Origin of the sequence: Nitrosomonas sp. Is24 (genome assembly GCF_033063335.1) — a bacterium.
Classification (GTDB): domain Bacteria; phylum Pseudomonadota; class Gammaproteobacteria; order Burkholderiales; family Nitrosomonadaceae; genus Nitrosomonas.
The window spans coordinates 3056905-3073944 of record NZ_JAWJZG010000001.1 but is presented as its reverse complement, the minus strand read 5'-3'; the positions used below and the strand labels follow the sequence as shown (position 1 = coordinate 3073944).

Sequence of the window (17040 nt, the reverse complement as noted above, 5' to 3'; positions counted from 1 at the left end):
GACTGGCAAATGCAAGCTGATCATCGTGCAAGAATGCCTTTTATGGATGCCTTAAAAGCGATCTGCTGTTTGTTGATCGTCGCGCATCACTTAGCCCTTTACGGCCCCATGCCGGATTTTGCTTATCCGTTGATGCCAGGACTACTCGATTGGTTGCGTGAGGATGGGAGAATCGCGGTGCAACTATTTTTTGTCATCGCGGGTTTTTTTGCTGCTGCAAAACTTGCGCCGCAGGGCTTATCACTGGTCTCCAATCCAATCGAGCTTATCCAGCAACGCTATGTGCGCTTGATCACGCCTTATCTGGCGGCATTAACACTAGCGATTGGCGCGGCCGCCTTGGCCAGAATCTGGATGCAGCATGAATCGATACCCGGTACACCCAATTTATTTCAATTGCTCGCGCATATTTTTTTGCTGCAGGATCTGCTCAATCAGGAAGTTTTGTCGGCCGGGGTCTGGTATGTTGCCATTGATTTCCAATTATTTGCGCTGACCATTTTAGTGTTCTGGATTGCCAATCAAATGCAGCATCGATACTCAGGTCTGCAAACGCTCGGCTTGTTTCTAATCTTCATCTTGACCACTGTCTCTTTGTTCTTTTTTAACCGCGATCGTTACTGGGACGAAACGGCTTTATATTTTTTTGGCGCTTATGGTCTGGGTATTCTGATTTATTGGGCATCAGTCAGCAAACGCCCGGTGCTCTGGCTTGCCGTGCTGATTGCGGTGATTATTGCCGCGCTGCTGTTGGATTTCCGTGCGCGCATTGCCGTCGCAGGCGTTGTCGCTTTGCTGCTGGGGCTGGCGCAGTATTTTGATGTGTTACAGAGCAGACACATCCCCGGCTACCTCGCTTATCTTGGGCGCGCTTCATATTCCATCTTTCTCATTCATTTCCCGGTACTGCTGATCATCAATGCCGCATTTTTCAGATTTATGCCGCATCAACCTGAAATTCAATTATGCGGTCTGTTATTGGCGATGTGTGCCAGTATCGGCGCCGGTATGCTACTTTTTAACTGGCTGGAAGCCCGGCCGGTATCCAAGCGGATGCATATCTTGCTGCCTGCAGGGTTCATGACCTGCGGCTTATTGGCTATGCTCTAAGCAGCTAGAAACTGCGGATTGGGAATCGTTGCAGGTTATTGCGTAAAGCGGGTGATACAAGCAAATCCGAGAATCGATTGTGCCTTGACGTTATTTTCCCAAACAGGGAAGATGCTAGCCAGAGTTCCGGGTTTATATGATCGATGTTTTTTGATACGTACAAAGGATTGAGCATGCGAAATTTTTTACTGGCAGTAATGATTTCAGTTATTCCGGTACCGGTATTGGCAAGTGACGTCGGGGTTACCATCAGCATCGGTCAACCTGGATTTTACGGTCAGATCACCTTGGGTAATCATTATCCGGTGCCGCAATTGATTTATCCGAACCCTGTTTTGGCCATTCCTCCCGCTGTCGCAGTTCAACAGCAGCCGGTTTATCTGTACGTGCCGCCCGGTCATGCCAAACGCTGGGACAAATACTGTCATCGTTACAACGCCTGCTATCAACCGGTCTATTTTGTGCAGCGGAACTGGTACAACGATGTTTATCTGCCGCATTATCAGAGCCAGCAGATGTATCCAAACAGACAATACGATAATCCGGGCCGCCATGATGAGGGGCGCGATTCGGATCGTTACCGCGACCGCTACGATGAATCACGCCGCTATCCGCAAGAAAATTCTCAAGGCAGGCACGGTGACCGCGATCACCCGGGCCGAGGAGATCACAAGAATCGCGATAAGGACGATCGCGGAAATCGCGGCAAGAAAGATCATGATCGCGGGAATCAAAGGGATTAATGACGCGATGAGCATTGACCCTAGCGTAAATGTTCATCCATAAAAGCGCCCAAGGTTCTTTTCCACGCCGGTTGCATAAAAATGAAGCCGGTATTGTGACTGCCTTCCAGCGGTAAAAATTGCTTCGGTTCCGGTGCCGCCTGAAACAGCCGCTCGCCATGATGAAATGGAACGATGTCATCCTGCGGGCTGTGCGCGATGAAAACCGGACAGGATACCGACTGTAGCGATGCCAGTGTGTCGTATGCAAAGCGGCTGACCCACCGTACCGGCAGGAACGGGTAAATTTCTCCAGCCAGTCCGGGAACGGAGGTAAAGGTTGAAGCCAACACCAGCAAACCGGGTTTCTCCCGGGCTGCCAGCCACGCTGCCACCGCGCCGCCGAGCGATTCGCCGAACAGGACGATCCGTTCAGGCGCGATTCCTTTGGTTGCTGTCAAATAATGCCAAGCTGCTTGCGCATCCAGATACGTGCCGGATTCCGACGGCGTGCCGCTGCTCTGGCCATAACCGCGATAATCGAACAATAGCGTGTCATACCCCAGCCGTTTGAACATGGTCAGGTAATTGATGCGATGGGAAATATTGCCGGCATTGCCATGAAAGAACAATACCGTGCCTTTGGCATCCGGTACGGGCATCCACCAGCCATGCAATGTTTCGCCGTCGCTGGTTGGGATGCTGACGGCGCTATAATCCAGCCCGACTGCGCCGGGGGTATTACTGAGCTGTTTTTCCGGGAAATAAACCAGGCGGGATTGACCAAAATACACCAGCAGAACAATCACTACATACGCGACAACCAGCGCGATCAGCAGATTGAGCAGCATACGCAGCATGACACGCGCATTAAGGCTGCTGCAGCTTGATCACGATATCCGCGCCGAGCTTGCCGGTGGTAAATGCGGAATCGCTGAATCTGGGAAAACCGGCAGGTTGTTCAGGATTGTTCGATAGGCCAAAAGGTTCGAGCGGTAACAGATTCCAGTTCTTTTTTAATTTCCGGTCACCGTCCAAGTCCTGATAAACCGCCACGGCATAAGTGCCAGCCCGTTCAAGATTGATGCAAGCGGTTTGCTGCCCCGCGGCTGCCGGAATGCGCACTTTGCGTTTGCGCCCTTTTTTGGAGAGAAAATGGTCCGGATCATCATACAACTCGATGTTTAAAGCACCACCGGCCGTCACATTTTTTACCGTCACCCTGACCTGAGCCGTGCGCTTATTGCAGGCGTCAGGCGCATCTTGCGGATTGATGTTGAGTGTTCCGGCCGACTGGGATGGTGTTGCGATCAAAAAGCCCAGCGCGAGGATGAGCAATGGACGAGCCAATTTTGCAAAAAATAGCGAGGTCAGGTTTTTCATTGGGTCAGAATAAGTGATGGTTATCGAAGCGGGTTAATCGGATGTGGTTGAGTGAGTGAACATTGCGCGAGTGCTTATTTCAATGAAAACTCAGCTTTGCTGCCTTTCTTTTGATCGCTCTCGCCGGTTTCGTGGATACCGACGACAAAAATACGCTCGCTGGATATCCCGCCATTCTCGACCAGCCAGTTGCGCGCAGCGGCTGCACGATTCTCCGCCAGCGCTTGCAAGTCGCTATCGGCAACGGTGAGATGGGTCAGAATGAGTTGTTCCATTTCAGCGCTGGGAAGGCTCTTGGCCAATCCGATGGCGTTCTTGGGTTTGTCGAAAGATTCTTTTTTGTAGGCAATTTCAAGATATTTGCTGTATTCCTGCGGAGTCAATTTGATATCCGTGATGGCGCCGCTGGCGATGCCTTTTTTGGTATCTTCGGCTAATTTCTGCGCTTTGACTTTGGTTTGCAACATGGCCAGCTTGAGCCCTTCGTGATCCGCATCCGGATCGACATGACCGGAAATTTCCAGTTGCAGCGATGAGCGGTCTTTTAAAACCCCGGCCAAGGTTTCCAGGCGCTGCGCGGATTCGGTCTCGATATCGGCAAAACCGGGTGTAAAGGAAATCTCGGATAATTCTTCACCGCCTTCAAACACCGAGCCAAGCAATGCGAACGGCGAGGTGATCGCCTTGGAGATCATATTGATAAACGCTGAAAAGACAATGTCGCCGAGATTGAAATCCGGATCGTCGATGGAGCCCTTGAGCGGCAGATGAAGATTGATTTCACCGCGGCGATTCTTAAGCAGCGAGATGGCCAGATCGAGCGGAAGCGATACCGCATTTTCACTCTCGACCTTCTCACCGAGAGTGAATTGATCGAGAAAGATCTTGTTATCCGCTGTTAATGCGCCATTTTCGATCTGGTAATTGACGTCAGCCGACAGTTTTCCCTTCTCAATTTCATAGCCGATATATTTTCCCGAATAAGGGCTGAATGGCGGCAGATCGATACCTTTAACCTGCGCAACGATATCCAGCAGCAATTCGGCGCTGAACGGATCGACGGTTCCTTGGATATGCAAAGGCGCGGTTTTGCTGACCATGCCGCGGATATCGACTTTTCCCGATTTGCCCGGATAGAGCGGACCGACCTGGCCGGTAAGCGCGGTCAGCTTGGCGCGGTAATTCGGTTTAATAAACCGGTCATTGAAATCGATATTGCCTTGTTGCAGGTAAATCTTGCCGATATGCACCGGTGTTTCGCTTTTTGCCCCGGTTGCGCCAAGATCCTTGGATGCCGCTGCGGCAATCGATGCGACCGGTTCCGACGGTTTTCCGGTTTGAATGATTTGTTTCAGATTGAGCGTGCCATCCGGCTGGATGATCATGCGCGCAAAGAAATCGCTCAAATAAAGTGTGTTGATATCCACCAGCAGCGGATCATTGGTGTAGTTGAGGCGGCCGATTTCCAGTTTCTTCCAGCGCAGCAAATCATAGGCATTTTTGCTATCGAAAATATTGAAATTGCCCAGTTTTCCTTCACCGCTCAATTGAATTTTTAACGGATCGCCGCTGGCTTTGAAATTTCCCGCGAAAGAAATGTCGCCGCTGGTGAGCAGCGCGGTGAGTTTATCGCCCAGCCAACCTTGCAGCGATACCAGATCAACCGCATTGAGGTTCAGCAGCAAGTCCGCTGACAGCGGCGACCAGGCCAGCGCGCCGCTGGCTTTTATGCTGCCGTGTTGATTGACTTGTCCTTGTAACGTGAGTTGCAGCGGTTCTATGCCGTCGAGATCGATGTCTTCTAACGCCAAATCGAGCGAATCGATCACCATCGGGGTGACTTTCGTCAGCGACAGATCTTCATAGCGTAGCTTGGCCGATTTGAATTGGATGCTTTTGATGTGCGGTATCCAAGGTTTACTGGCAGAGGATTTTTTCCCGCTGCTGCCGCTATCCGCGCGCGCGAGTTTCTGCTGCTGCGGTTCTTTTCCGGCTGTTTGGACTGTACTGGCAGAATGGGCGGGTTTTCTGCCCGGGATCGGAATCATTACCCGCTCTACCGGTGCGCTTGCGGAAGATTTGAATGATTTGGATGACTCAGAAGATCCGGAAGACTCAAACAGACGGGAAAGATCGAGATTTCCCTTCGCATCGCGGCGTAATGTCGTGTTAAATCCGTCCAGTGTAATGGTGCCCAAGGCAATTTTTTGTGCCGCAGTATTGACGGTGATATCAGGAATGGTCAATTTGGCGAGCGATAGCGCAGGTTCTTTATCGCCATCGCGCGTCAGTGCGGCTTGGTCGATATGGAGTTTTATCCGTGACGGTTGCTTTCCGGTCGGGTCGGCTTTGGTCAACGCGATATTCAAATGTTTCAATTGCGCTTGATAAGGGGCGGCTACGGCACTGTTCTTAAGGGTGAGCTGCCGCAGCGAAGTGGCGCCGGTCACTTCTATTTGCGGTTCTTTACCCGTTTCCTGGGTGAAAGAGAGATTCAGGTTACTGTCGTAAAAGCCGGAAAGCAGACGAATGCCTTCCGGCAAAGTGACGTAGCGGTCAAAGCGGGTTAAGTCTGCATTATCCAGCTTAAAAGTCAGCATCGCTTCCTGAGTGGCGGCAAAAGGACGCAATTTACCGTCCAGTGATAGAAGCGCACCGTTAATTTTCGCGCTGAATTGCGGCGCTATCCAGTCATTTTGCGAGCCGCCGGTATTGGCGACGATTGGGATGCCGAAGTTAATTTCGCTGATGCTGTGCTCGGCATTTTCGTGCTGATCGATAAATTCAACATGTCCGCCTTGAATAGCGATATTGCTGATTGAAAAAGGAATAACGGTTTTATTTGCAGTATCCTCCTGTTCCGCCGGTTGCTTGAACCGTTCCAGCAAATCGGAGATATTCAACTGATCTTTGCTGTTCCGCACCAGACGCAATTGCGGTTCTGTCAGTGTGATGGACGAAACCACGGCGGCGCGTTGCTTGAGCGATTCCAAGCTGAGACCGATGTGCAGCGTGTTGAAGGAAAAAAGCGCTGCGCTCGCTTCAGCGCTATCCGCTTTTTCGGCAATGCGAAAACCCTGTATGTTCAACTCGAGCGTGCGCGGTTTTAGTTCAATCGCCGCAACCGTTACCGGGCGTTGCAGAATTTCTGACAGGCGGATTTCGAGCTGGGATTTGGCATAACCGGGCAACCAGTAGGTGCCAAGCGCAGCTAATGCGGCAATCAGAATCGCAATCACGCCGAGGGTAATGCCCAGCCGTTTGTATCGAATAACACGTTGCTGCGAGGTCGGAGTCATAGCGATGCCCTGTCAATTTCTACAGCGGGTTAGCGAAGTTTCAAAACATTTTAAATGGATAGGATGTTGATGATATAAGTTTCTAACCGGGGGCAAATTGAGCTGCTCAGAAACTGTTGCGGAGTCAGTCTGATCGCTCAATTTACGGAATTTACCGGAACCGGATAAGCGGCTTATGTTAATGATGCGCGCCTGCTTTCAGGCTGATGAGTTCGACGTCGAATATCAAGGTTGCATCCGGAGGAATAACGTTCCCAGCACCGCGTGAGCCATAAGCCATGGAGGGTGGAATAATGAGCGTGCGTTGCCCGCCGACTTTCATGCCTTGAACGCCCTGATCCCAGCCTTTGATCACACGCCCTGCGCCGAGCATGAAAGAAAAATATTCCTTACGATCGTAGGAGCTATCGAATTTTTTGCCTTTTTTGTCGGGCGCGTTTTCATCGAAGAGCCAGCCGGTATAATGTACGCTGACGGTTTTTCCAATTTCCGCTTCTTCGCCGGAGCCTACTTTGGTATCGATTTTTTGAAGTGCGGGACCATCGGCCGATGCCGTGTCCTTATAAGCGAAGACAGTCTGGGGCAGCAGTGTCAGTGCCAGCAGAACGAAACTTAAGTGAAACAGTGTTTTAATAGTACGCATGGTTTCCTCGAGAATAAATAAAATCCGGTTAATTTTAGCAATTAACGCATGCATATTATAACTGGTAACATCAATTCTTTTTATCACTGGCTGCTTGAATGGATCGTTTTCGCCAGGGTTTGATCAAATCACCCAGTGTGCAGTATTTTTACAGATAACATTTTTTCTTTATGACATCCAATATGCACTTACCCGAACAACGTGAAACCGGCCGCAATGAGCCGCCACTAGCGGAGCAACAAGCGGCTGATTTATTATGCCTGCATGATTCGCCGGTGGTGCGCGCCATGTATTTGGGCGCTGGCTTTGTGGCGTTATTTTTGGCCGTATTAGGGGCAATTTTGCCGGTATTACCAACGACGCCGTTTGTGTTACTGGCGGCGGCCTGTTTCGCACGCGGCTCCGAGCACTTTCATCGTAAATTGCTGGAAAACCAGATTGCCGGACCGATCATTCGTGAATGGACGCTCTATCGCAGTATTCCGCAGCGTGTTAAACGCTGGGTATATTTTTTGATGACATTGTCATTTGGCAGTTCAATTCTGATTGTGCCTGAACTATGGCAGAAAATAATGTTGGTTGTAATCGGCAGCATATTGGCCTTTTATATTTGGCGGATTCCGGTCAGAAAGGTCTGAATTGCAATGACGGAGCTCTGAATTTAAGATTTCATTTAACCATTAAATGCTTATCATTGATTTTCTTGTTGGTAAACTTTCCTACATCAGTTAATCTTCTTGTCGGTAAATTATCCTACATATATTGGTAGTTATTCATACTAATAAGATTCTTCAAATCAATAAATTTAGCAACACTTTTTATTTTTATGAATAAATCATGTTGTAATAATTAATTTTTTAATAATTTATTATTAAATATAGATTTATTTCATTTCAAATGATATTTAAAAACTAAAGGTGTAAAATTTTTTGTCGTAAGAAAACTCTTACTTTTTCTTAATCGCTATAGTAGGAGTATGCAATGAGAGTAAATGAGCCGGTTACCTTGCGGGATATGGGAATGAATAATGACTGTGTGATCATCTCGACAACCAATTTAGCGAGTGCGTTTGTGTATATTCATCTACAGTATTCTCCTGAATACTGTAAACAACGCTAGGAATTCTTACACCTAAGATTCTTTGATCATTGTTCGCGCTAATACTAATCAATGATGTATCTATGGCATGTCAGTGTCATTTTGATCAATCGTGACTAGCATTTAACAAAGAGTTTACATTCGCTTCACAATTGAATTGCTTTCTCAATTTATAGTTACGCCTGTGTTACGAAACACTACCACTTAAACAAGGTAGTAATTACAGATTTAATACAGGAGGCATTCATGGCAACAATATCTTTTCTAGTTAAGGGTACGGCAGCCAATCAAGCAAAATCCATCGCTTGGGTGACAGTGGAAGAATTGATAGGAGGGGCGCTGCTTTTTAAAGTAAAACAAGTCGGTGGTGCCATAGGGAATTTGCACGGTGTATATTTTGATATCGTGGATGAAAGTATTCTTAACACACTACGAGTCACTGCTGCTTCCAACGATATACGCGCTAGTGAAGAGGTGGTCAGCTGCTTGAAGAATGGCACGGATGCAAATCATGCATGCGTAAGCAACAGCAGCCAGGAACAAATGAGTAGTTATGGTTTTACTCTGCTTAGTACCGCACGCGCGCTTTCGCTCTGCGATTTTCCGCAGATACAACTTGATTATTCTGGTGATTGCAGTAGTTCAACTACTAAAACCAACGATGATTTCAGTCATCGTTGGTTATATATGGGATTGTTTTAAGCGGCATAACATCGCTTTCTAACTCGGCTCCAGGGTATTTTGTTTTTACGGTCGGATTTGATGAAGGAATAGTAAGGGCGTATATCCGCAACCAAGAGCATGAAGATAAATGCTACGACCAAATGAAATTAGATGTTTAGCCGCCTTTGAGGCGTTCATTCAATAAATCTCCGGCTTTGCTGGAGGTGCAACTATAGTGGGGGTATGCAATGAGAGTAAATGAGCCAATTACCCAGCGGGATATGGGTATGAATAATGATTGTGTGATCATCTCGACAACCAATTTAAAAGGTGTTCTCACATCAGTTAATGAAGATTTTATCAAAATGAGTGGCTTCAGTTGGGGAGAGCTCGAGAATAAAAATCACAATATTATCCGTCACCCCGATGTGCCGCCGGAAGCCTATGCGATGCTATGGGATGCGCTAAAAGCGGGTAATCCGTGGATGGGTATGGTAAAAAACCGTCACAAAGGCGGCGATCACTATTGGGTTGATGCTTTTGCCAGCCCGCAATACGAAGACGGTAAAATTATCGGTTATCAGTCGGTCCGGGTAAAACCGGAAAAAGTCTGGGTTGATCGTGCAGATGCTTTGTACACCAAGATCATGTCAAAAAAATCCGCTGATGACAAACGGCGCTCAAAACTGGATGCGGTTAAGTTAACTCGATTCCCAATGGGTTTATCCACAAAAATCGCATTGGCCGTGGCGAGTGTTTTTGCGCTGCTTTTCACCGGATTGGCGGTGGCCGAGCAAATTTCGTTACTTTTTGCTTTAGCAGGTTGTACGGTTGGCAGTTTGATCAGTTTTACCGTGATTCACCAAATGTTGAGCCCGCTCCGGGCACTTGCTGCAAAATCAGAAAAAATTGCTAATGATCGTGTAGCACGTTATATCTATACAGGTAGAACCGACGAACTGGGTCAATTGGAATATGCGCAGATATTCCAAACGGCGAAACTCCGTACTGCGATTGGCCGTGTTAAAGAGTCGTCTGAAGTATTGGAAAATGCTGCTTCTGAAATAGCGACGGGTAGCGTGGATCTGTCAAGCCGTACGGAAAATCAAGCCTCCAGTCTGGAAGAAACGGCATCCAGTATGGAAGAAATCACCTCGACCGTGCAGCAAAATGCCGATAATGCTAAACAAGCCAATGTTCTGGTTATGGAAGCACGCAAACAAGCTGAGAAAAGCGGCTCGGTAGTGTCAAGCACGATGCAAGCAATGTCGCAAATTAACGAAAGCAGCAAAAAAATTGCCGACATTACTAATGTTATTGATGAGATTGCATTTCAGACCAATTTGCTGGCACTGAATGCAGCAGTCGAAGCTGCTCGTGCCGGAGAACAAGGGCGCGGTTTTGCGGTGGTAGCCAATGAGGTGCGCAGTCTGGCTGGTCGCAGTGCCGAATCGGCAAAACAAATCAAAGAGCTGATTAACGATAGTGTTACCAAAGTGGAAAATGGTACTCAGTTGGTCAATCAATCGGCCGATTCGTTAAAAACGATCACGGAGAGTGTCAAGAAAATTTCCGATATTGTCGGTGAAATTTCTCAATCATCAATTGAACAAGCCAATGGCATTGAGCAGATTAACCAAGCAATTTCACAAATCGATGAGGTAACGCAGCAGAATGGACAATTAGTAGAGAAATTATCATCGTCCAGTCGTGCGATGACTGAGAAAGTCAAAATGATCTCTGGTTTGGCGGATCAATTTAAGTAGCAAAGCCAGTAAGATTAGATTATCTAATGAGCCGGAATTGACGCGCTGCTGATTCCGGCTTTTTTATTGATTACAGGAAAATAACTCCGCGTGGGATTTGACTGAGCGCTATAGCTCCTGAATCGAAATTTTTTGTCTGTAGCAGCAGGATATAATTGGACCAGAGCGTGAAACAATGCATTTTAGTTGCCGCAATTTGTATGGATTGTCAGCACATCGCTCATCCGTTCTGATATCAAAGTGCTAAAATATTTTCATGAATGAAAAAGAAAAAATACCGGATTTTGATTTTGACCAATGGTCCAGGATTGCTCGCGAAGAACCCGAAAAGTTTGAAGCGATGCGCCAGGACATGATCAATGAATTGATTGCGCAGGCACCGGATCATCTCAAACCGCGCATGACCGGCCTGCAATGGCAAGTCGATCAAATTCGCAAGCAGGCTGGCAACCCGATGGCCGCCTGTTTACAGATTTCGCAGAAAATGTGGGCCAATGTGCTTGGAGAAACGGGTTTATTCAAAGCGCTTCAGGAGCCTAAAAAAATACTGCATACTTTGGAACAAGCTCCCGCCGGTAAAGTCTTGTCGTTTGAACGGCCTAAATCCGGCAAGTAAATCCGCTCTAAGCTTCTTCAATAGGGGAATTCAATGCGTACAACACGCCGCGCTTTTTATCCTGTGCTGTTCATTGCAAGCGGCATTCTATCGTTCGGTCAGGTTACGGTCATGGCTGGTGCTGACGAACGGCTGAGTACGCTGAGCGATCAGAAAGCGGTGGCAGTAACGATCTATAACAGTGACTTAGCGTTGATAAAAGATGTGCGCAACGTTTCCTTGATCAACGGCGATTTTAATCTGGCCTGGCGTGATGTCAGCGCGCTAATGCGGCCTGAAACGGCATTGCTAAGGAGTGTCACCAATCCGGGTAGCATTACAATTGCCGAGCAAAACTTCAATTTCGATTTGCTCACGCCGCAAAGTCTGCTGAGTAAATACGTCGGTCAAACAGTGTCGATCGTTAAAATCAATCCGGCTACCGGCGTTGAAAGCAAAGAGAGCGCATTGGTGCTGGCGGCTACCGAGGGTGTGGTGCTCAAGATGGCCGATCGCATTGAAACTGGATTGCCGGGCCGCATCACCTTTGAGAATGTGCCCGGCAACTTGCGTGATCGCCCTACGCTGGTGATCGAGGGAATTCATCATGGCCACACAGCGCAAGCGTTGGAACTGAGTTATTTGACCGGCGGTCTGGCCTGGAAAGCGGACTATGTCGCTGAACTGAACGATACGGATGATCAACTGGATTTATCCGGCTGGGTAACGCTGACGAATACCAGCGGTACCCGTTATGTCAATGCGAAGCTGCAATTGGTGGCCGGTGATATCAACCGGGTGCAGCAAGAATTCGCTGCACCAGTAGCGATGAGAGCCAAAATGGCGGCGGATAACGCTGTCGAGCCGATGCGCCAGGAATCGCTCATGGAATATCATCTCTATAACCTGGATCGGTTAACGACGATTGCCGAGAACCAAACTAAGCAAGTCGCGCTACTGAATGCCTCCGGCGTGCCAGCCCGTAAAGAGCTGGTGCTGGCGGGCAGCGATTATTATTATGCTTCCGGTTATGGTGATCTGGGACAGAAACTGAAAGTGAGTGTGTTCATGCAGTTTGATAATAAAGAATCGGCCCGGTTAGGCATACCGCTGCCCAAAGGTATTTTACGCGCCTACAAACGCGATAAAGCCGGAAACGCCCAGTTCGTCGGTGAAGATCGCATCGATCACACACCGAAGAACGAGATCGTGCGGGTAAAGCTGGGGCAGTCTTTTGATGTCACAGCGGATAAGAAACAAACCGATTTCAAGCAATTAAGCACCGGGAACAATAGCGTTAACCGTTTTGAAAGCGCTTACGAAATCACGCTCAAAAATGCCAAAAAGGAAATGGCCACGGTCACTGTGCAAGAACCCATACCGGGTGACTGGAAAATAATCGAAGAAAGCCAGCCGCACCATAAACCAGCCAGTAACACAGCCGTATGGCAAGTGACTGTCCCTGCGGAAAGCGCAGTTACGCTGAAGTATCGCGTCCAAGTCAGGTTCTGACGACAGTTTTTAATGGCTAAAAATTCTTCAGCGTTCAAAAATCATTTGGCAGCGGCTGTGTTTTCCTGTTGATTTGAAATAAAAGCCCTGATCAAAATCATACCGGCCACTCCTCCGGCCGCATCAATAAAGAAATCGTTCAAAAGCGCAGTTCGCCCTTCAATATATAACTGTACGATTTCTGTGCCGCCAGCCAGCAGAAGAATAATCGTGACCGTTTGCAGGATCGATTCTCTTTTCATCATGACGCTGAGGATTAGGCCAAGCAAGAAAAAGAAGCCGAGATGCCAAACTTTGGATAAATCCCAAGGAATGATCGTTTTAAAAGATTCGCTGTCGGCATCGATTTGAACTTTGACTTCGCTGGAGACCTGGTTTTTCATGTCACCTGGCAGGGTTGTCCCGGCAATGATGGCGATAAAGGCGGAAACCAGCAGGAAGCGGACGACGATGTTTTTCTTGTCCATGAACAGGAATGAACCGGTAAACAGCAGGAAATATGCGCTCCAAGCCAACAGAATGATGTCGCGAACCGACTTATAATCCGGATTTTCGTAAACCGGATAAACCCGCATATTTTTAATCTGCAACGACCCGGTGGATTGGCTCAATTGTACGATCAGCTGGATGTTCTGGATTCCGGGTGCAATCGTGAAAGCCTTGCGGTAATTTTTCCAGTCATGGGTTCCTGTCAGGGCAACCGCCGCGTGGGGCAGATCCCAGCGGTCTTTCTTGCCATCATTTTGCGCTAATAGAAGCCGGGCGGAGTTCCAGGGTTTTATGCCCGCGATCACATTCGCGCACCGCATATCAGCGGATACTAATAAGACAGTGCCGGGTTTTACCATTGGAAGATGACGGAGCGCGCTGGCGCCGGTTTTGGCATCGCTGGAAAAAAGGCTCAAGCCATTTTCCGTGACCTCGACCCGGCTGCTTTCCGTGGTCCGGAACTGCCAATCGGCGGTCTGAAGCTCCGGACCAATTTGCACATACTGTTCAAATCTGGCGTGCGATATCAGGGTGGCAATCGCCAGCAGTATGAATAAAAAGCAATTTGTTTTGAACAAAGGCATACGTCAGCCCGCAGTGCGCAGCCGGATAAAGTGATCCAGTTCACTTCCGTGTACAGGAAAAGAGATCAAACACTTTTTCCTTCGTATCGCCGGATCATTTCGTGCGGGCTTTGTTTTGCATCGCATGCCTTAAGATCAGGTGGTTTTCGTCATCAACCGTTGTTGATTTCTAAAAATACTGAACCATCAAGCTAATGTATCCAGCGGCAAAGATAATGAGGACAATGACAATGAGTTTTTTCATCGCGTGCATTCCTTTCAGTCGAATAGTGATTAATCATTTTTGTTCCGTGCTGCTAGCGCATAAGTAAAACGCATCCCGGGCTTCGCCGTCAAGCGTCTGCTTTATTTTTGGCATGGGATGTCAGGAACGCAATGCTGAGCCAATCGTTTCGTGCCAGATTCCGCATTTATCCTCGAATGATAAACGGGCGTTGGCGGGGCTGGTGGAAGGCAGCCGTGAGAGTTTGAGCAATCCCAGGTTTTGTGCGGGCACTACATATCGTTTAAAACAAGCTTCCGCTGTTCCGCCATTAAAAAATATATGTGTGATGGCGCGGTGTATGGAAAAAAAGGATTGGAAGTCATTGCTGATTTGCGTGCCGTTTTCGATCATCGAATCCAGGCTGCCGCTACGCTTGCACGAGTGGAGCACATCCCACAGCGCGATCGGCGATGATCGCAGCGCGGCAATTTTTTCCTGATACGAAGCTTCCGAATCGATGTGCAGCAATTGCGCCATGATCGGCCAGAAGGCATTGCGGCGGTGGGCGTAATATTGTTTGGCGGCTAATGACGCTTCACCCGGCATGCTGCCGAGGATCAGAATTTTCGCCTGGCTGCCGGCGATGGGGGGAAAACTATAAACAGTCGGCATACCCTGTTGCGGTAGATTAGTCGACGTAATAATGCCGCACGGCGTGACCATGCTGATCCAGTTCGTAAACCAGCGGCCGGCCGGTAGCCAATCGTGTTTTCATGACTTGTGCGGAGGTGAGCTGATCCAACAGCATCGTGACTACGCGCAAGGTATTGCGATGGGAAACTATCAGGACACGTTTTCCGTGCTGAATTTCCGGCCGGATGGTTTCTTCCCAATAGGGTTTTACCCGTGCCAGGGTGTTTTGCATGCTTTCTCCCAGCGGCAGCTCATTTTTATCGATACCGGCGTAACCGGGGAGATTGCCGGGAAAGCGGGGATCGTGCGCATCCAGATACGGCGGTGTTGCATCAAATTTGATCTGGCAGCCCAGAATGGGCCAGATACCGAACTTCTTGATGGCTGGCCAGCGTTCCATGCCTTCCAGCGCGCCGTAATGGCGCTCGTTCAAGCGCCAGCTTTCATGCACCGGTATATCCAGTTGCATGGCGGAGAGCACGATGCGCGCGGTAGTTTTGGCGCGTTGCAAGGAAGAGGTAAAACACAAATCGAAGGTTAGACCGGCCTGCTTTAGCAAATAAGCGGCTTGTTTTGCTTCCTGCTTGCCCTTGGCGCTCAACGGGATATCGCTCCAGCCGGTAAATTTCTTGTCGCGATTCCAGATGCTCTGGCCATGCCGCAGTAAAACAAGCTGGGTGATGTGCTGCTGGGTGTTTTGTACCGTTGGAATGGCTTTCAGCATTAGCCGTTTTGTTGCGGTGATGTTGATGTTTTGGCGGCCTCGGAGGATTCGTGCCAAATTTGTTTGAGCGCGGGCCATAAACCGCTGCGGATGGTTTTGATGTATTGCGAATTATCGGTCAAGTTATTGACCAGGCGGCGCTGGGCTTTACCGAGGTTGTGATACGGCATGCTCATGAACAAGTGGTGCGTGGCGTGAAAACGCAAGCCGACTGGCGCCCATAGCGGCGTGATCAGAACATTACCGGGAATATTGACCGAATCCAGGTATTGTTCGGCTAATGTCATTTTGCGGTCGCCAGGATTGCGGTAGGCATGCGCCGCCAATGTGCGCAGCGAATTGAGAATGAACACAGCTACTGCGGTGAGGTACCATAACACCAGCACCGAATAAGGCAGCACACCCAACGCAACCAGTGCAATGACGCTCGCGCCGAATAGGAAAGCGCCCAGCTCCTGCTGGCGCCAATTGAGATCGTTGCGGATCGCATCCGGCGCGCGCCGGTAAGTGGGATCGATGGTCAACGACGATGCGCGTTCCCACACAATTTTCCGCAATGGCGGAATCAAATAGGAAACCGGCGTCAGCAGTACAAACCGCACGACCAGTGCAATCGGAATCAGAAACGACAGTAACACATAAAACACCATTTCCGCCGGTTTGCGTGTGGCAAACGGCAGGTACTCGCCATCCGCGCTGGTGCCGTACACATCCGGTTTGTGATGGTCGTTGTGCACGCCGTCGTAGGTGAACGACGGAATCATGAATGGGATGCCGCAAATGATATTCCACACCAGGCGGAAATTCTTGAATGTGCCTTTTTTTAAATGCGCCAGTTCGTGCACGAAAATCGCCGAACGATACAACGCCAGCACGGCAACTACAAATCCGCCCAATTGCCACAACGAAAATGCGGGTGATAACAACGCGGTGAGAAACGCCGCCCAGCCCAGCGTGATGTGAAACAGAAAATCCGTCCAGTAAATCCACGGATTCGGCGTCATCAGGTCACGTACCAGATGATGTGCTTCGCGTAGCGGAAATTCTTTGACGTAAGGGGCTTTTTCTTCGGTCACGTGTCGTCTCGCCTTGTTTTGCTTAAGACCAGCAGGATTGAAGGTGATTCATAATGTGCTGATTGATCGCCGCATCGGTGGTGTTGACTTGCCCCAAGCTCGGCATGGCGGGCCAGCCCGCGTCGATAAATTCCATCCCGGCAAACGGCTTGGGCTGTGCATAACGTGGAATCACATGAAAATGCACATCGGGATCGACCATCATCAGCATCAAATAATTGATTTTGTCATAGTGGAAGGCTTTTGCCAGTGCCGATTCAATTTGTCCGGTGACGGTGTGTAGTTCCGCGAAACTGGCCGGGCTCAGTTGCGAAAATGCCTGTGCCGGTTCATGTGCGGCCAGAATTAGCGCACCCAGTGTTGCTTGCGCCGGGCGCAACAGCACCGACCAGTATTGAAACGACCGGATAATCGTTTGCGGCGCGCCAAACTTGCGCATGGTGGCATTGAAATCGGATGGAATCGAATATTGCATTAT

Annotated in this window: 16 protein-coding genes; 7 read left to right on the top strand and 9 right to left on the bottom strand. The window is 49.0% G+C overall.

The genetic code is table 11. The features are described 5' to 3' along the window. The first annotated feature begins 9 nt into the window (after positions 1-9). Both R2103_RS14045 and R2103_RS14040 read left to right on the top strand, forming a co-directional pair. The gene (locus R2103_RS14045) at positions 10-1110 is read left to right on the top strand and encodes an acyltransferase (protein ID WP_317531988.1); all 1101 of its coding nucleotides are present in this window, start codon (positions 10-12) and stop codon (positions 1108-1110) included. A 173-nt stretch (positions 1111-1283) separates the two neighbouring features. After that, positions 1284-1853 (top strand): hypothetical protein, encoded by a 570-nt coding sequence (locus R2103_RS14040; RefSeq protein WP_317531987.1) that lies wholly within the window; start codon positions 1284-1286, stop codon positions 1851-1853. A gap of 20 nt (positions 1854-1873) precedes the next feature. Here the strand turns inward: R2103_RS14040 and R2103_RS14035 are convergent, their stop codons facing one another. The 4 genes from R2103_RS14035 to R2103_RS14020 all read right to left on the bottom strand — a co-directional run bounded on the left by R2103_RS14035 (position 1874) and on the right by R2103_RS14020 (position 7157). After that, positions 1874-2692: an alpha/beta hydrolase gene (locus R2103_RS14035; RefSeq protein WP_317531986.1), complete on the bottom strand. Its 819-nt coding sequence runs from the start codon at positions 2690-2692 to the stop codon at positions 1874-1876. 10 nt (positions 2693-2702) lie between these two features. Beyond that, complete coding sequence (locus tag R2103_RS14030; RefSeq protein ID WP_317531985.1) at positions 2703-3215, bottom strand: DUF2141 domain-containing protein; 513 nt, start codon at positions 3213-3215, stop codon at positions 2703-2705. 74 nt (positions 3216-3289) lie between these two features. Next, a complete protein-coding gene (locus R2103_RS14025) occupies positions 3290-6514 on the bottom strand; it encodes a DUF748 domain-containing protein (protein WP_317531984.1) in 3225 nt (1074 codons plus the stop codon). A 178-nt stretch (positions 6515-6692) separates the two neighbouring features. After that, on the bottom strand, positions 6693-7157 hold the full coding sequence (locus tag R2103_RS14020) for an FKBP-type peptidyl-prolyl cis-trans isomerase (RefSeq protein ID WP_317531983.1): 465 nt from the start codon (positions 7155-7157) through the stop codon (positions 6693-6695). Between the two features lie 170 nt (positions 7158-7327). On the opposite strand from R2103_RS14020, the gene R2103_RS14015 reads away from it, so the two are divergent. The 5 genes from R2103_RS14015 (at position 7328) to R2103_RS13990 (ending at position 12791) form a co-directional block, all read left to right on the top strand. Then, entirely contained in the window at positions 7328-7795 is a 468-nt protein-coding gene (locus tag R2103_RS14015) for a YbaN family protein (protein ID WP_317531982.1), read from the top strand. A gap of 706 nt (positions 7796-8501) precedes the next feature. Next, on the top strand, positions 8502-8957 hold the full coding sequence (locus tag R2103_RS14010; RefSeq protein WP_317531981.1) for a hypothetical protein: 456 nt from the start codon (positions 8502-8504) through the stop codon (positions 8955-8957). A gap of 209 nt (positions 8958-9166) precedes the next feature. Further along, a complete protein-coding gene (locus R2103_RS14000; protein ID WP_317531980.1) occupies positions 9167-10684 on the top strand; it encodes a methyl-accepting chemotaxis protein in 1518 nt (505 codons plus the stop codon). A 256-nt stretch (positions 10685-10940) separates the two neighbouring features. Further along, the gene (locus R2103_RS13995) at positions 10941-11300 is read left to right on the top strand and encodes a DUF3135 domain-containing protein (protein WP_317531979.1); all 360 of its coding nucleotides are present in this window, start codon (positions 10941-10943) and stop codon (positions 11298-11300) included. 111 nt (positions 11301-11411) lie between these two features. Further along, on the top strand, positions 11412-12791 hold the full coding sequence (locus tag R2103_RS13990) for a DUF4139 domain-containing protein (RefSeq protein ID WP_317532109.1): 1380 nt from the start codon (positions 11412-11414) through the stop codon (positions 12789-12791). 41 nt (positions 12792-12832) lie between these two features. Here R2103_RS13990 and R2103_RS13985 read toward each other — a convergent pair whose 3' ends face one another. From R2103_RS13985 to R2103_RS13965, 5 genes are all read right to left on the bottom strand, one after another. After that, complete coding sequence (locus R2103_RS13985) at positions 12833-13864, bottom strand: VanZ family protein (RefSeq protein WP_317531978.1); 1032 nt, start codon at positions 13862-13864, stop codon at positions 12833-12835. A 364-nt stretch (positions 13865-14228) separates the two neighbouring features. Beyond that, the gene (locus tag R2103_RS13980; RefSeq protein WP_317531977.1) at positions 14229-14741 is read right to left on the bottom strand and encodes a DNA-deoxyinosine glycosylase; all 513 of its coding nucleotides are present in this window, start codon (positions 14739-14741) and stop codon (positions 14229-14231) included. 16 nt (positions 14742-14757) lie between these two features. After that, positions 14758-15486 (bottom strand): 2,3-bisphosphoglycerate-dependent phosphoglycerate mutase, encoded by a 729-nt coding sequence (locus tag R2103_RS13975; protein ID WP_317531976.1) that lies wholly within the window; start codon positions 15484-15486, stop codon positions 14758-14760. Continuing rightward, positions 15486-16562, bottom strand: a complete 1077-nt coding sequence (locus R2103_RS13970) for a fatty acid desaturase (RefSeq protein ID WP_317531975.1) — start codon at positions 16560-16562, stop codon at positions 15486-15488. The genes R2103_RS13975 and R2103_RS13970 overlap by 1 nt, the downstream gene beginning before the upstream one ends. A gap of 22 nt (positions 16563-16584) precedes the next feature. Beyond that, on the bottom strand, positions 16585-17037 hold the full coding sequence (locus R2103_RS13965) for an HIT family protein (RefSeq protein WP_317531974.1): 453 nt from the start codon (positions 17035-17037) through the stop codon (positions 16585-16587). Positions 17038-17040 lie beyond the last annotated feature (3 nt).

What these genes read in the sequence shown, in the direction of transcription:
- R2103_RS14045 (WP_317531988.1), top strand. Translation starts at nt 10, where the DNA reads ATGCAAGCTGATCATCGTGCAAGAATGCCTTTTATGGATGCCTTAAAA.
- R2103_RS14040 (WP_317531987.1), top strand. Translation starts at nt 1,284, where the DNA reads ATGCGAAATTTTTTACTGGCAGTAATGATTTCAGTTATTCCGGTACCG.
- R2103_RS14035 (WP_317531986.1), bottom strand. Translation starts at nt 2,692, where the DNA reads ATGCTGCGTATGCTGCTCAATCTGCTGATCGCGCTGGTTGTCGCGTAT.
- R2103_RS14030 (WP_317531985.1), bottom strand. Translation starts at nt 3,215, where the DNA reads ATGAAAAACCTGACCTCGCTATTTTTTGCAAAATTGGCTCGTCCATTG.
- R2103_RS14025 (WP_317531984.1), bottom strand. Translation starts at nt 6,514, where the DNA reads ATGACTCCGACCTCGCAGCAACGTGTTATTCGATACAAACGGCTGGGC.
- R2103_RS14020 (WP_317531983.1), bottom strand. Translation starts at nt 7,157, where the DNA reads ATGCGTACTATTAAAACACTGTTTCACTTAAGTTTCGTTCTGCTGGCA.
- R2103_RS14015 (WP_317531982.1), top strand. Translation starts at nt 7,328, where the DNA reads ATGACATCCAATATGCACTTACCCGAACAACGTGAAACCGGCCGCAAT.
- R2103_RS14010 (WP_317531981.1), top strand. Translation starts at nt 8,502, where the DNA reads ATGGCAACAATATCTTTTCTAGTTAAGGGTACGGCAGCCAATCAAGCA.
- R2103_RS14000 (WP_317531980.1), top strand. Translation starts at nt 9,167, where the DNA reads ATGAGAGTAAATGAGCCAATTACCCAGCGGGATATGGGTATGAATAAT.
- R2103_RS13995 (WP_317531979.1), top strand. Translation starts at nt 10,941, where the DNA reads ATGAATGAAAAAGAAAAAATACCGGATTTTGATTTTGACCAATGGTCC.
- R2103_RS13990 (WP_317532109.1), top strand. Translation starts at nt 11,412, where the DNA reads ATGGCTGGTGCTGACGAACGGCTGAGTACGCTGAGCGATCAGAAAGCG.
- R2103_RS13985 (WP_317531978.1), bottom strand. Translation starts at nt 13,864, where the DNA reads ATGCCTTTGTTCAAAACAAATTGCTTTTTATTCATACTGCTGGCGATT.
- R2103_RS13980 (WP_317531977.1), bottom strand. Translation starts at nt 14,741, where the DNA reads ATGCCGACTGTTTATAGTTTTCCCCCCATCGCCGGCAGCCAGGCGAAA.
- R2103_RS13975 (WP_317531976.1), bottom strand. Translation starts at nt 15,486, where the DNA reads ATGCTGAAAGCCATTCCAACGGTACAAAACACCCAGCAGCACATCACC.
- R2103_RS13965 (WP_317531974.1), bottom strand. Translation starts at nt 17,037, where the DNA reads ATGCAATATTCGATTCCATCCGATTTCAATGCCACCATGCGCAAGTTT.